General features: G+C 35.5%; 13 protein-coding genes. 4 read left to right on the top strand and 9 right to left on the bottom strand.

Annotated elements, in window-relative coordinates:
* Positions 1-6: 6 nt before the first annotated feature.
* Positions 7-1,272 carry a Y-family DNA polymerase gene (locus POF52_RS26810; RefSeq protein ID WP_271996598.1) on the bottom strand — a complete coding sequence of 422 codons (1,266 nt, stop codon included), beginning with the start codon at positions 1,270-1,272 and terminating at the stop codon, positions 7-9.
* A 231-nt stretch (positions 1,273-1,503) separates the two neighbouring features.
* On the opposite strand from POF52_RS26810, the gene POF52_RS26805 reads away from it, so the two are divergent.
* A complete protein-coding gene (locus POF52_RS26805) occupies positions 1,504-2,595 on the top strand; it encodes a YsnF/AvaK domain-containing protein (RefSeq protein ID WP_271996594.1) in 1,092 nt (363 codons plus the stop codon).
* 200 nt (positions 2,596-2,795) lie between these two features.
* Here the strand turns inward: POF52_RS26805 and POF52_RS26800 are convergent, their stop codons facing one another.
* The 3 genes from POF52_RS26800 to POF52_RS26790 all read right to left on the bottom strand — a co-directional run bounded on the left by POF52_RS26800 (position 2,796) and on the right by POF52_RS26790 (position 6,474).
* Positions 2,796-3,776 (bottom strand): carbohydrate kinase family protein, encoded by a 981-nt coding sequence (locus POF52_RS26800; RefSeq protein ID WP_271996591.1) that lies wholly within the window; start codon positions 3,774-3,776, stop codon positions 2,796-2,798.
* A gap of 40 nt (positions 3,777-3,816) precedes the next feature.
* Positions 3,817-5,211 carry an MFS transporter gene (locus POF52_RS26795; protein ID WP_271996589.1) on the bottom strand — a complete coding sequence of 465 codons (1,395 nt, stop codon included), beginning with the start codon at positions 5,209-5,211 and terminating at the stop codon, positions 3,817-3,819.
* 201 nt (positions 5,212-5,412) lie between these two features.
* Positions 5,413-6,474 (bottom strand): NAD(P)-dependent alcohol dehydrogenase, encoded by a 1,062-nt coding sequence (locus POF52_RS26790; RefSeq protein ID WP_271996586.1) that lies wholly within the window; start codon positions 6,472-6,474, stop codon positions 5,413-5,415.
* A 300-nt stretch (positions 6,475-6,774) separates the two neighbouring features.
* On the opposite strand from POF52_RS26790, the gene POF52_RS26785 reads away from it, so the two are divergent.
* Positions 6,775-9,300 (top strand): tetratricopeptide repeat protein, encoded by a 2,526-nt coding sequence (locus tag POF52_RS26785; protein ID WP_271996584.1) that lies wholly within the window; start codon positions 6,775-6,777, stop codon positions 9,298-9,300.
* A gap of 176 nt (positions 9,301-9,476) precedes the next feature.
* On the opposite strand, the gene POF52_RS26780 is transcribed toward POF52_RS26785, so the two are convergent.
* From POF52_RS26780 to POF52_RS26765, 4 genes are all read right to left on the bottom strand, one after another.
* The gene (locus tag POF52_RS26780) at positions 9,477-9,626 is read right to left on the bottom strand and encodes a hypothetical protein (protein WP_271996582.1); all 150 of its coding nucleotides are present in this window, start codon (positions 9,624-9,626) and stop codon (positions 9,477-9,479) included.
* A gap of 51 nt (positions 9,627-9,677) precedes the next feature.
* Positions 9,678-9,995 carry a YolD-like family protein gene (locus POF52_RS26775; protein ID WP_271996580.1) on the bottom strand — a complete coding sequence of 106 codons (318 nt, stop codon included), beginning with the start codon at positions 9,993-9,995 and terminating at the stop codon, positions 9,678-9,680.
* Between the two features lie 95 nt (positions 9,996-10,090).
* The gene (locus tag POF52_RS26770; protein ID WP_271996577.1) at positions 10,091-10,567 is read right to left on the bottom strand and encodes a GNAT family N-acetyltransferase; all 477 of its coding nucleotides are present in this window, start codon (positions 10,565-10,567) and stop codon (positions 10,091-10,093) included.
* 230 nt (positions 10,568-10,797) lie between these two features.
* Positions 10,798-12,063 carry a Y-family DNA polymerase gene (locus POF52_RS26765; protein ID WP_271996575.1) on the bottom strand — a complete coding sequence of 422 codons (1,266 nt, stop codon included), beginning with the start codon at positions 12,061-12,063 and terminating at the stop codon, positions 10,798-10,800.
* Between the two features lie 269 nt (positions 12,064-12,332).
* Between POF52_RS26765 and POF52_RS26760 the strand changes: the two genes are divergently transcribed.
* Positions 12,333-12,890 carry a TetR/AcrR family transcriptional regulator gene (locus tag POF52_RS26760; RefSeq protein WP_271996573.1) on the top strand — a complete coding sequence of 186 codons (558 nt, stop codon included), beginning with the start codon at positions 12,333-12,335 and terminating at the stop codon, positions 12,888-12,890.
* A 14-nt stretch (positions 12,891-12,904) separates the two neighbouring features.
* Complete coding sequence (locus POF52_RS26755) at positions 12,905-13,267, top strand: DMT family transporter (RefSeq protein WP_098250324.1); 363 nt, start codon at positions 12,905-12,907, stop codon at positions 13,265-13,267.
* Between the two features lie 78 nt (positions 13,268-13,345).
* Here the strand turns inward: POF52_RS26755 and POF52_RS26750 are convergent, their stop codons facing one another.
* The gene (locus tag POF52_RS26750) at positions 13,346-14,560 is read right to left on the bottom strand and encodes an aminotransferase class I/II-fold pyridoxal phosphate-dependent enzyme (RefSeq protein ID WP_271996569.1); all 1,215 of its coding nucleotides are present in this window, start codon (positions 14,558-14,560) and stop codon (positions 13,346-13,348) included.
* Positions 14,561-14,841: the final 281 nt, after the last annotated feature.

Genomic DNA, 14,841 nt, shown 5'->3' with positions numbered 1-14,841 from the left:
CCTCCCTTAGGCTTTGTGACCTCCTATAAGACCATTTCGATAACGAGCTGTTGAGTGATCCAGATAGCTTGAAGCCCGTAGCACACTATTCTTCCCATAACGCAGCCGAATTTCATCTATCGTTTTAGCAAGAGCATAGGCTCTTTCACGCTGATCAATGTCCTCGAATAAGCTCATTTGCTCCTCTTCCAGAATGCTGGTGTTTGATAATGAAATGCCAATGGAGCGAATCGGCATTCCACTATCAAACGTATGTAAAATGGTTAAACAATATGGAAAGATATCTTGGCTTAAGTTTGAAGCTCGCCCCATTCTCTTTTGTCTGGAGAAGCCTCCACCTGTTTGTTTGCTGTAGCCAATGGATAAATGAACCGTTTGTGCTACCACTTGATGCATCCGCAAGCGAAAGCACACGTCATCCAATAGCTCCAACAGCAATAATTCCACTTCTTTTCGGCTTTTATAATCTCGAAAGAGAATCTGACTTTTTCCAAAGGAACGGGAACTAGGGATGTACACATCGGAAATACGACTAAAATCTATCCCATTCGCATGTTGGTGAAGTTCCTGCCCCATGATGCCAAATTCTTTTTGTAACATCTCTTTTGAAGAAAGAGCGAGTTCTTTTATGGTATGGATGCCTAGACGGTTTAAGCGTCTTTCTGTAGCTGATGAGATTCCCCAAAAATCCTTCATTGGATGAATCGACCACAACTTAAAGGGAATATCCTCATATCGCCAATATGCAACCCCTGTTGGGTTTTGCTTCGCTTCATGATCTAGGCTGACTTTAGCTAATAAGAGATTAGGACCGATTCCTGCGGTAGCTGTCAGTCTTGTTTTGCGATAGATCTCATTAAGTATTCGATGTGCTAGCTCCTCTGGTGTTCGAGCAAATAAATGCAAAGAAGCTGTCGCATCAATAAACAACTCATCAATGCTATACGCATGAAAATCTTCAGGAGCAACATACTGTAACACCAAACTAGAAATATAGTTCGAAGCCTTGATATATCTCTCCATGGATGGATTCACCACATGGATATCTTTCCTTTTAGGAATTTCAAAGAGGCGACTTCCTGTTTTGATCCCTTCTTTCTTTAATAAGGGTGTGGCAGCTAACACAACAGATCCCGACCGTTTGACATCTCCTACAACCGCAAGCCTTGTTTTCAACGGATTTAATCCCCGTATAACAGAGGAAACCGAAGCAAAAAAACTCTTCATATCTATGCAAATAATGACTCTGTTTGGTAGCTGCCCATAATCCATTGGAATAACTCCTCAATAAAGAACGTTTGTTCTTTATTCAATGGAATCTTTTCCCGATTATTGCTATTGCCTCTACTTCATCTTTCTACATTTATAATTTAGATGTCATTTACATACTCACACGTATCACGTTTTAAATAGAAATCCACTGGGTACATGATATACACAATAAGGATGGAATTAAATGTGAAAAGAAGTTTTCGTTTAATTAAAATTTAGGGAGATGGGAAAATGAGAATGAGAAAACGAGTTGCAGGAACTTTTTATTCGGAGCAAGAAGCGATACGTGCAATTAAGGGGTTAAAACGTCAGGGATATCGTGAAACAGATATATTGGTAGTAGCAAAAGATAGAAGTAACACGCTGCAGTTAGGAGCCGAAACAAATGTAATGGTAGAAGCCGGAACGCCAGCTGTAAGTTCGTTGGCAGGTGTAATGATGGATAACTTTCTTACCATGATGACAGGTGGAATGGCTACTACTACACAAGCTGATGGTCTAACTTCAAAACTTGTTAGAATGGGTATTCAAAGTTTTACTGCAAAACAGTGTGAAATGGATGTAGAGGAAGGGAAAATCCTTGTCCTAATTGATGTGGATGAAACTCAAACAATCCCTTCGTATACTAAGGTTAGAGAGTCGCCATACGAGACAGAGGAGCATAGGTCAGTACAACTTCGTGAAGAGCAACTCGATGTAAGGAAAGAACGTGTTCAAACTGGGGAAGTACAACTTCGTAAGGAAATTGTAGAAGAACTACGAACTATCCAGGTTCCGGTTATACGCGAGGAAGTCTACGTAGAACGTCGTCCGGTCATAGACGGTCAGTATGATGGTAGCCCATTGGCAGAGAACGAGATCATTCGTATTCCTATTATGGAGGAGCGAATTGAAGTAATCAAGAAACCTGTAGTTGTGGAAGAAGTGATCATTGGTAAGCGTAAAATTCAAGAGATTAAAGAGATGAAGGATACTGTCCGAAAGGAAGAAGCACAAATTGAACAGTCAGAGCTTCCTGTGGTTCCTGAACTTGCTGACTCTGAAATCTATCAAAATATGGATAATCACGTAGATCAAAGTTATCAAGAAGTTGCTGCTGCAATTGCTTCTGATACTCCAAAAGAGGAAAAAGTTAAACTTTCAACCAACAAGAAACAAGAAGCTCAACTTAAAGTGACAACTTCTCCTGTTATCAAAGAGATTGAAGAGGTTACAGCCTCAGTAAACAATCAGAAACCAGAAAGTCAAAGTGAAGATACGGATATTACGACTTCTGAAAAAGGGAAAAACAATGACAAATCAACAAACAAGCAAAAGAAATAAGTAAGTCTCTTCTACGATTTAATAGAGGGAATAGTTGAGGAGGTTTAAGGAAGGGCTGCCTAGCTGTATTGGCAGCTTTTTTTATTTCCCTTTTATATAATCCATCGACTTTCCATGTGTAGGAAAAAGCCACTTGTATAATGATAAGTGGCTTTTTTACTGTGTTTGTTCTAGTTATTGTATTATTAATGCTAGGCTTTTTATACGCTAGTAATTTCTATTTCTTCAATATTTGGCAGTGCTTCGATTGCTCCTATCTTTGTACATACCAGTGCTCCAACCCGGTTTGCAAATGCAATAATGTCGAGTAACTGCTCGAAATCATTTTCAATGGACTTGATATTCCGTGTATTAGCTAATTTGAATAAAGTTGCACCTACAAAAGCATCTCCAGCTCCCGTAGAGTCAATGGACTTGATAGGAATACTTTGTACTAGTTCTTTTTTTCTACTATTAGATATGAATGTTCCCCTTTTTCCAAGTGTAACTGCTACAATTTTGGCACCCATTTTATGGAGGGTATCCGCACCTACTTCATGATTCTTAACGCCTGTGATTATCTCTAATTCTTCCTCACTTACTTTCACAAAATCACTTAAAGCAATAGCTTTCTTTGCGATTGAGATGAAGTCAATTAATCTTCCTTTCCATAAATCACTTCGATAGTTAGGATCAAAAGAAATAAATTTTCCGTCCTCTCTAGCACTAGATATAAGGCTTAAATAAGTTTCACGGAATGGAGAAGTTAACATAGCTGTGGCTGAACCAAAATGAAGGATTTTAGCTTTATTTATTTCATTTAGGTCAATGTCATCCATTGTCATTAAAGCGTCAGCTCCCCTATGGAACACAAAGTCTCGCTCGCCATTTTCTTGCAGTGACACAAAGGCTAGAGTAGTTGCCGTTTTCTCATCCCAAGCAAGCATAGAAGTATCTACGTTTAATGAATTTAAGATTTCTTCTAAAAAGTAACCGAATGGGTCCCTGCCTACTTTACCACTAAATGATGCATCCCCCCCGAGTTTGGCTATGGTTGCGCATACATTTGCTGGTGCTCCGCCGGCACTTTTTAAAAATTGGCGTCCTTCTATTAAATTAGAATTAATATTGCTACAAAAGAAATCAATTAATAATTCTCCCACACAAACAATTGGAGCATTTTCGTTTACTTTATTTTGCATTTATATCACACTCATTTACTTAATTTTAAAACTGAATTAACTACTTAGATTTTTTCTCTAAATCCAAAATCATTTTCTTGTATGTTTTTTCAGTTAAGGGATAAAAACATATTATTAATACAGAAAGTAAAATGAAAATTCCTGGTACTAACGCATTCATATTTTTAATAGCATTTAGGGAAGTTACGGTTTGTTCTGCATTAGCTACATAACCTGCTATGCCTAAATAGATAGCTGAAAATGATCCTGCAAGTGCAACCCCTAACTTATTAGTAAAACTCATTAAGGAGATAACAACGCCATCTGCTCGAACTCCAGTTTTCCATTCAGCATAATCTACACAATCGGCAACCATCCCCCAAGCTAGTGTGTTTAGTGGTGTGGTAAAAAATCCCGAAGCAAAGAGCCAAAATAAAATTAAAGCAACTGAATTAAAAGAAGTAAATTGGAGTCCTATATATGAAATAAGAGATATTGTAGCTGATACAATCATTACACTCTTTCTACCCCATTTATCAGAGAATAAAGGAATGAATAAATTACTAATTAGTGCAGCTCCAAAAAATAAAACAGTGCCCCAAAATACTAATTCCTTTTGATGAACATTGTAAGTAAAATAGTAAACCATTGTACTAAGTTTAATATTAAAACCGATAGCAAATGCCAAGAAAGACGAAGCTAATACTAGTAGTGGCTTGTTTTTAAACAAAACAGATAAAGTTACTTTAAGTCCATGTTTTTTGCTCTTTTTAGGAGCAATACGCTCGCGTACTGTAAAGAAGCTAAATAGATTTAAGATTATACTTACAATAGCATAAACTAGCGCAGTCATCTGAAACCCAAATTCTTGGTTTTCTCCTCCAATAACTGTTACAAGAGGGGTTGCGCATGAAATAGAGAGGAGTATTCCCACATAAACCAATATCATACGAGTAGTTGTTAAAACTGTACGCTCCTGAACATTGTTAGTAATTCTTCCTGTTAAGCTATTAACTGGAATCGTTTGCATACTAAATGTCATCCCTAGTAAGATGTAGGTAATATACATGTATATAATATTCCCAGTTGATCCTAAGTGAGGATTAGTGAAACATAGGATAGTGAATAATGCAAAAGGAAGTGAAACCCATAACAAATATGGTCTTGCCTTTCCCCAACGTGTATTAGTTTTGTCTAAAATAACTCCCATTATAGGATCGCAAATAGCATCCAAAACTCTTACTACTAAAAACAATGTCGCAACAACTGCAGGATGGATACCTCCAACATCAGTATAATAAAAAAGTAGATAGGCATTAACGAATTGAAAAACAATATTATATGCCATGTCTCCCGAACCATATCCAAACCGTTCTAACCAGGATAATCTAGTAATAGAATTAGATTTATCTTTATTTGCAGCCTCTAATATTTGTGATTGTTCTGCGTTTAACATAAGTAATACCCCCAGAATGCGTTTTCAAAAAATATGCTGAGAAAGATAGTAGAAAGTCCGTATTATCAACATTAATCTTAAAGAAAAAACAGATGCGGTCTAGTTGCAATTGTTCTATTTTAAATCCGCATCTGAAAATTAAAAGTTTAAGAATCTTGTTATAAATACTAACTAGAACCTAGCTTGCAAGTCTAATGTATTTTATTCATTTGGATACACTATAACTTTTAAACATTCGTTTTTAAAATTCAGTGCTCTCTCCATCGCTTCACGTGTGTCAGCTAACGCATATTTATCTGTTACAAGGTTCTTAGTATCAATTGCACCAGACTCGAGAAACTTAATTCCTTTCGGATAAGTGTTTGCATAACGGAAGATACCATGTATATCAATCTCATTATCAGCAATAAATGGTACATCGAGTGGAATTTCGCTTTGAGAAGGTAAACCTACGATTGCTAACTTTCCACCACGACGAACTGAAGCAAGTGAAGATTGTAATGCTTTTGGATTCCCTGCTGTCTCCCATGCAACGTCAACGCCTACGTTTTCAGTAATATTTTTAATTTCATTAAGAGGATCTTTCTCCCTAATATTAATAACGTGAGTTGCCCCCATTCGTTTTGCTGCCTCAAGACGCAATGGCTCCAAGTCTGTTACTATTATTGTACTTGCTCCATATGCTTTTGCGGCTGCCACAGCCATTAGACCGACCGGTCCCATCCCCATAATAGCAATTGTTGATCCAGGCTGAAGCTTTGTTCTCGTCGCTGCATGAATGCCAACAGAAAATGGCTCTATTAAGGCAGCATCTTCATAGGAAAGGGTATCTGGGATTAAAAAGACAAAATCCTGACGCGTTTTTATATATTGAACAAAGGCTCCATCAACCGGTGGCGTTGCCAAAAATTGAACATCTGGACAAAGGTTATATCTTCCCTCTTTGCAGGCTTCACAATGTCCACAAGTTACTCCTGGTTCAACGGCTACGCGGTCACCTACTTTAAGTCTTTCAACAGATGGTCCAATAGCTACAATCTCACCTGAGCACTCATGTCCAAGAATAAACGGTTTCTCTACTTTGTACTTACCAATTCTACCATGGGTATAATAATGTAAGTCTGAGCCACAAATCCCTACAGCCATTACTTTAATTAAAACTTCATTATCATCAATTTGTGGTATAGGTAAGGTTTCAATACTAATTTCTCTTGTGCCATGCATGACAGCTGCTTTCATGGTTTTAGGTAAGTTGTTATTCATCAATAATTTTCCTTTCTTTAATAGAACTTGTATATAAATCCATAACGTAAAAATTAGTATGGATTTATTTTCAACTCATAAATCTCTAATGTACTTGACTGTACCTTAAACATATTTCTATTATTATGTAAGTGCATACATTATAGAGTTTGTTATTACATGAGCTAATTTTACCTGTTAACATCATGTTATCAACAGCTTTTTGTGCTGTATAAAAGTACAGTAGTACTGTACTTTTCTTTTTATATACAAAAAAAGATATAGCTTTAAAATAAAGCTAATAGGAGGTGTAAAATTCTTATGGCTGAAATTGAAAATCAGAAAAAGTTTGCGGAACTGTTATCTTTGGGTGTTAAGGAACTAAAACTTCATCCTGATTATAAAATTAAAAGAAAAAAGGGCAAAGATAGTTCACTAGGACAATCTTATATAGCTAATATTGCCAATGAATTAGGTGTATCTTCCAATACAATTAAAAGTTGGATAGGTCAGATGGGATTAAAATATATCCCTGGTCGTATTGATGATGGAAAGCTCTTCGGCATCATATGGATAATACTAAAAAAAACGGATTTAGATATAAGTTGGTTCTCAAAACTAATGGAAACAACTTCTATACCTATACTTAAACCTGCATTACCTGCTTGGGTGTCTTCGTGTCTAGAAAAGGCAAAAATATTAGGAGCAGACAACTCATTTGGTACACCTCTTGATAAAGATATTGAGAAAGTAGTTAAAAAAATATTTCATAGTAAACTTCAGACTGAAGATGCTACTTCAAAGGAGCATTCTACAATACATAACCTACCAACACGCTGGTCAGGAGTTTTTATTGGAAGACACTTTGACTTAGAGGCAATTCGTCAGTGGATAATTTCTCCTTCCCCATTATGCTTAATTTCTGGATGGGCTGGTATTGGCAAAACAACTATTGCCCTTGAAGTGGCATATGCATGTGTTCAGGAGCATTACAAGGAAGCAGAAAATCTTGTAATGGATTGGCCAAACCTCAGTTCTATAATATGGTTTAGTGCTGATTGGAAGGGACTAACATTTAGTGATTTTCTAAATACAATTGCTTACCAACTTGGACGGATAGAACAAATCAACCGATCAATTGATGAGAAACGTTTTGTAGTTCGTAATGCATTAGCTAATTATGCAAAAGAAGAGTCCGTATTACTTGTTATAGATAGCGTTGATACAGCTGAAAGTGAGATTTATGAATTTATTACTAACCTTCCTCAAGGCGTTAAAGTATTACTCACATCTCGTGAAAATCTACAACAAAGGTATAGAAATAACTTCAGGGATATAGTAACCATTCAGCTAAAGGGCCTGGAAAATAGTGATGCTCTTAACTATCTTTCTTATGAAGTACAACAACATATGAAAATGTCTAATTCTTCAACTAAACAAGAACAAATGGAACAGTTATTAAATAGCCCTCGTGAAATTCACGAAGAGCTAATTTCGGCTACTGCTGGAAATCCTAAAGCTATTGCGCTTAGTATAGCTTACATTGCAGATGATGACATTCCTGCCCAGCAACTTATTCAGGAACTAGGCAAAGCAGGTTACTCACTGTTGGAATTATTTGATTTTCTTTTTGGACGCACGTGGGACCGATGCAATGAGGACACTTTACATCTATGGAAAGTGTTATGTTTCTTCAGTAAACCCCCTGATAAAGAGAGTTGGGCAACAGTGGCTGGACTAGACGACCGAAGATTCCATTATGCTGTTGATCAAATGAAACTATTTGCACTTATCCAAGGAGAACGTATAGAAGAAAAAATTCATTATTTAGGGCACCAAACCGTAGTAACGTATGGTGAACAACGATTGTTAGAAGATAAACAGTTTGAAAACGTAGCACGTAAGCGTTGGAGCCAATACTATCTCCATTATTTAGACAACTATTTAAAACGAGACCTTCCTGATTCTATTTATTGGAGCTATTTGCTTGGTCGTGATTTGGAGGAAATAAAAAAAGAATGGCCTAATATACTTAAGGTTCTAAAATGGGCAAACCAAACCGAGCAAAAAGAGCTTTTGATTGAACTTGTAATTCGTATAAGTCATTTTTTAAGTCGAATCAATTTACCTTTAAGGATTAAATATGGAATAATAGCAGCTGATTATGCAAAACAACTTAGAGAGCATACCCATGAAGCATTTTTCCGAATCGACACATTAGGATGGGCCCTGATGGAAACCAATAACCTAGATGGTTCCCTCCTACAAATAGAATCAGGGTTAAAGATACTAGATGAATTAAGCTCAGATAGTTCTGATATTTATGATTTGAAAGCTTGGGGACTTGCCTTAAAAGCAAGGCTTTTTTTAAAGAAAAATAACCCTGATAAAGCAGAGCCTATTCTTGAAGGTGTTAGAGAAACCTCTACTACACCAGTCATTCAACATAGAATTTCATTAGTTCGTGGTGATTTATCCCTACTTTACAAAAATTATGGGGAAGCAATCCAATTATATGAAGCAGCCAATAAAGTCAGTTTAATATATGGAGGAGAAAAAACCATTGAAGCTTACTTCAATTTAGGAGTAGCTTATGTTATTTGTGATAAGTTTGAGGAAGCAGAAAAATGCTTTAATAGCCTTCTTTATCATAAAGATAAAGCTAACCAAATTGAACTAATATACTACAACTATGGAATGGCCCAATTGCTATTGCGAAAAGGAGAACATATAGAAGCTTTACAATCTAATCGAAAAGCTCTAAATCTTATCAATTCTTGGGGACCAACCATTAGTATTCGAAAAGAAGTAGAAGAATTCAATGAAGTTATTAAACATAATATTTGAAAGAATTAAGTAAAAAGGCCACTTGTATGAATCAATTGGCCTTTTTGTTTGAATGTAGCGCTTTAATTAGCTTGAAATTAATCCGTTTCCTTGTTTCTTCTAGGTTGATCACTCTTCGCTATTTAGCTTTTATTAGGCTACTACAATTAAATTCACATGGAAGGGTTATGTTAAAATTACTCTGGTTTTTCCACTAGTTGCATCTGAAAAATTTGCGTTTCTTGAATGCCGGCTCTTTGGAGTTCGTGTTTAAAGGATTCTCCTTCTTTTAGTTTAATGATTCTCTTTGAACCGTCACGTAACGTGTATACTCTAAAATTGTACATGAATGTACCTCCACCAAAATAAATGCTTCTTGTACACGATTTCTTCAGGAACTAAGCCAAACGAACATCGATGAGTTCGCTTAACCTCATTTTATTCTTTAACTCAAATACGTCATCGATGAAAATAAATAAATCCCCAAGAGAATCAACAAACTGAATAAATCCTTTCTCTGTTACGATTTTGCCTTGTTTATAATATGCAAGATGCACTTGTTTATTTGTATGTAAGGCTTCAATTAAGGTGAAATTGATTTGTTCCATATGCTCTTCTGTTAAAACAGGTTGAGCTACTTCTACTTGCTTATCTATAATTTCTTTTAACTCTATGTATTGTTCTGGCAACGTAGCAAAAGGGCACCACTTTTTCATTTTATCAAGACCTTCCTTTAAAAGAGCTGTCGTTTTGATGGTTTTTATCGATGTATCCATCTCTACAATGTTAACTTATTAAAGATAAGCACTCGTTAATTTAATATAATCTCCATTTTTCTACTCTTTGTTGTCATACCCATGGATTCATAAAATTCAATTGCATAAGGATTCTTCTCTGATACTCCCAATTCAATACTATCAACTTTCAGACTTCTCCCAAAATCAAAAACATATTTCATAACTCTTTTTCCTATCCCCTTATTTCTCTGTGCTTCAGCAATGCATAAACTGTTTATAAACAATATCCTTCTTGCCTTCACAAATGCATTTTTAGTTATTTCTTCTTCCTTCATCACAACGACTCCTACTATTTCATTACCAATGGTAGCCACAAAAATGTGTTGTTTGACATCATTTAGCTGACTTTCAAAGAACTCTTTACTTACTGGAGTGGAATTCTCTCTGTACAAATCTGGTCTTTCGCAGACATGTAACTCATGAACTTGCCTGAATAAGGATAATGAAGATTCGTAATCACCTTTTTTAGCCTTTCGAATGGATATATCCATATTTTTCTCCTACCTCTCACTAATTGTTTAACTGGTAACTATCATTTTCATTTCAATCGTTGAAGCCGTCTGCAAATATCTATACTATAGATATTGTATATTTTTAGTAGTGTTATTTATCCCACAAGGAAATCACAATAGGTGAATAACAATCTTTGTATACTTTATATCTACTCTTATAATATGCTATTGTTTCTTTCATTCCTCTATGTTCCATGTTTCTGCCCTCCTTACGCTTTGTGGCCTCCAAGTAAGCCATTTCGATAACGAGCTGTTGAATGCTCAAGGTGGCTTGAAGCCCGCAGCACACTATTCTTCCCATAACGCAGCCGAATTTCATCTATCGTTTTAGCAAGAGCATGGGCTCTTTCACGCTGATCGATATCCTCAAATAAGCTCATTTGCTCCTCTTCTTCAATGCTAGTATTGGATAACGAAATCCCAATGGAGCGAATCGGCATTCCATTATCAAAATTATGTAAAATGGTTAAACAATAAGGGAAAATATCTTGGCTTAAGTTCGAAGCCCGCCCCATTTTCTTTTGTCTAGCGAAGCCTCCACCTGTTTGTTTACTGTAGCCAATTGACAAATGGATAGTTTGAGCCACGACTTGATGCATCCGTAAACGAAAACATACATCGTCTAATAGTTCTAACAGCAATAATTCCACTTCTTTTCGGCTTGTATAATCTCGAAAGAGAATCTGACTTTTCCCAAAGGAACGGGAACTAGGAATGTACACATCGGAAATACGACTAAAATCAATGCCATTTGCATGTTGGTGAAGTTCCTGTCCCATGATGCCAAATTCTTTTTGTAACATCTCCTTCGAAGAAAGAGCAAGTTCTTTTAGGGTATAGATGCCTAAACGGTTTAAGCGTCTTTCTGTAGCTGACGAGATCCCCCAGAAATCCTTCATTGGATGAATCGACCATAACTTAAAGGGAATATCCTCATATCGCCAATACGCAACTCCTGTTGGGCTATTCTTGGCCTCATGATCTAAGCTAACCTTCGCCAGTAAGAGATTAGGACCGATTCCTGCGGTAGCTGTCAGTCTTGTTTTACGATAGATCTCATTACGTATTCGATGAGCTAGCTCCTCTGGTGTTCGGGCAAATAAATGCAAAGAAGCTGTCGCATCAATAAACAACTCATCAATGCTATATGCATGAAAGTCTTCAGGAGCCACATACTGTAACACCAAACTAGAAATATAGTTCGAAGCCTTGATGTATCTCTCCATGGATGGATTCACCACATGGATATCTTTCCTTTTAGGAATTTCAAAGAGGCGACTTCCTGTTTTAATCCCTTCTTTCTTTAATAAAGGTGTGGCAGCTAACACAACAGATCCTGACCGTTTGATATCTCCTACAACAGCAAGCCTTGTTTTCAACGGATCTAACCCTCGTATGACAGATGAAACCGAAGCGAAAAAGCTTTTCATGTCTATGCAAATAATGACTCTGTTTGGTAGCTGCCCATAATCCATTGGAATAACTCCTCAATAAAGAACGTTTGTTCTTTATTATATACGAACAAACGTTCTTTATTCAATGGAATCTTTTCCCGATTATTGCTAAGGTTATGTAAGTAAAACAAATGTTATCAATCTTCTTTTTCCTCATAAACTTCTTCAAAGTTTAGAAAACTATTTTATTTATGTTTATTTTTAACATTTAATGTTTATTTTTGGTTTTTCATATTGTATAATACATTCGGTACCACTAAATTATCTTTGGTACCAAACGGAGGATATTCATGAACGAACGAATTACTAAAGAAGCAATTTATTTAATACAACGAAAAGGTTTTGCATTTACTATTAGCGATTTAGCTAAGAATTTAGGAACTAGCAAAAGAACAATTTATCAATGCTTTGACTCTAAAGACGCCATAATCGAATCAGTAATTGAAAATCTTATAATACAGATCAAGAAAAAAGAAGAAGAAATTGCTCATAACGAAAGTATCGATTTACTTGAAAAAATTACTCAAGTCCTTGTATGTGTCCCAGAAGAATTTAATGTGATGGATATTCGCTTATTAGTAGATTTAAAAAGGCTTCACTATAATCAATGGGTTAGGCTAGATGAATTTTTAAAACAAGAGTGGGCTCTAGTAGTAAAACTTATGGAAGAAGGAATGGAAAAAGGCGTTATACGTAAGGTCAATTTACAATTGTTTATAGAGTTATATTTGGGAGCAATAAATCAAATTTATCACCCAAGCTTTCCTCTAAAAAATAAATTAACAATGAGTGAAATATTAAGCTCTGTTATAGATATTCTTTTGAATGGCATTTCTATAAAAAAATAAGGGGGCGAAGGAAATTGCATTGGATTTATCTGTGTTTAGCAATTCTTTTCGAAGTTGCTGGTACTACAACCATGAAATTATCAGACGGTTTTACGAAAGTCGTACCAAGTGTACTGCTTATCATTTTTTACATTTGTAGTCTATGCTTTTTGACGCTAACTTTAAAAAGTTTAGAAGTTTCAATCGCTTACGCTATTTGGTCAGGTATGGGTATTATCGTTATTACTCTAATTGGATTTATGTACTTTAATGAAAGTGTAAGCCCTCTAAAGCTTGTTGCTATAGCTTTAATTATCATCGGTGTAGTTACATTAAATATGACTGGGGAAAAAGAAGCTTCTACTAGTAAATCCACTCTAGAACAACAAACTAAATAAATCACTGCAAGTATCCCTTTAATATATAGAGATACTTGCAGGAGAATACTTTTTAAATAAGGGCTAAAAAGTTAATATTTATGATTTCATTAGAACATTTTCATTCATAGTTTGTATCATTTCCAATTTGTTACCTACTAACTCAAAAATTTCTAAAACATTGTGAAGTTGCTCTTCTGTATGAGTAGCCATTAAAGAAGTACGTATTAACTCACTTCCCTCTGATACAGCAGGTGAAATAATAGGATTAGTGTAAACACCTTGAGCACTAAGCTCTTGCCAAAATAAAAAAGTTTGAAAAGTATTGCCAATCATTATTGGAATAATTGGTGTTTCGGTTAATCCAGTATTAAAGCCTAATTGTCGAAGGTGAGTCGTGAATTTATTAGTATTAGACCACAATCTCGCTCTTCTTTGAGGCTCTGTTTCTATGATGTCTAATGCAGTTAATGTAGCTGCTACACTCGCAGGGGTCATACTAGCACTAAAAATCATACTTCTGGCTTTGTGTTGAATAAAATCTACAACATCTTTATCACCTGCTACAAACCCTCCTAAACTACCAAAGGATTTACTGAATGTACCGGTGATAATATCGACTTCATTTTCTACACCAAGATATTCACATGTGCCGCGCCCATTTTCACCTAGTACTCCTACGCCATGAGCATCATCTACTAATAGTCGGGCGTTATATTTCTTTTTTAACCTAACGATTTCCTTAAGATTTGCTAAATCACCTTCCATGCTAAAAACGCCATCAACAATAATTAATTTACCAGCATTACTTGGTATAGAATTTAGCTTTTCTTCTAGGTCTAACATGTCATTGTGTCTGAATCTCTTCATTTTACCAAAGCCTAAACGTATACCATCAACGATAGAAGCATGGACATCTCTATCAATTATGGCGAAATCATTTCGGCCAATTAAAGAAGAAATAGCTCCTAGATTTGTTTGAAAACCAGTGGAAAATACAATTGCTTTTTCTCTATTTAAAAATGTGGCTAACCTTTCTTCTAGTTCCTGATGTAATATTAAAGATCCATTTAGAAATCGGGAACCAGAAGAAGATGTCCCATATTTCTCTGTAGCATATGCAGCCGATTCAATTAAACGCAAGTCATTTGACAGTCCTAAATAGTCATTAGAACCAATCATAATCATTTTTGTAGAACTAACCATTGTCTCTGTTCCAAGTTTTTCTTCAAGAGATTTGAAATATGGATAGGTGTCATTGTTTCTTAATTGCCTTACATAATCCCAATCAAAACATTTTTTTAAAATATCCATGTTCATGGTTCCTCCAAATTTCCTAAGTATTATTTAATAAGTGACTTAAGCAACTGTATTGATAATAGGTATAAAGTAATTTACCTCCCCCTTTCAATGACTTTAAAAGAGTAATTTTGTGTCTCTTATCATGTCATACTAATCATGTAACCTTATTACATTTTAATCCACTTTATTGAATAAAGTGTAAATTTTTTGTTAATTATTCATAATTCTACAATATTTTTGAAAACTTTCAATAAAATATGATAATAAAGTGCTATAATAACAGAGTATTTTTT

The organism is Priestia sp. AB, from assembly GCF_028369225.1.
Taxonomy (GTDB): Bacteria; Bacillota; Bacilli; order Bacillales; family Bacillaceae_H; genus Priestia; species Priestia megaterium.
This window is presented reverse-complemented; position numbering and strand designations above follow the sequence as displayed.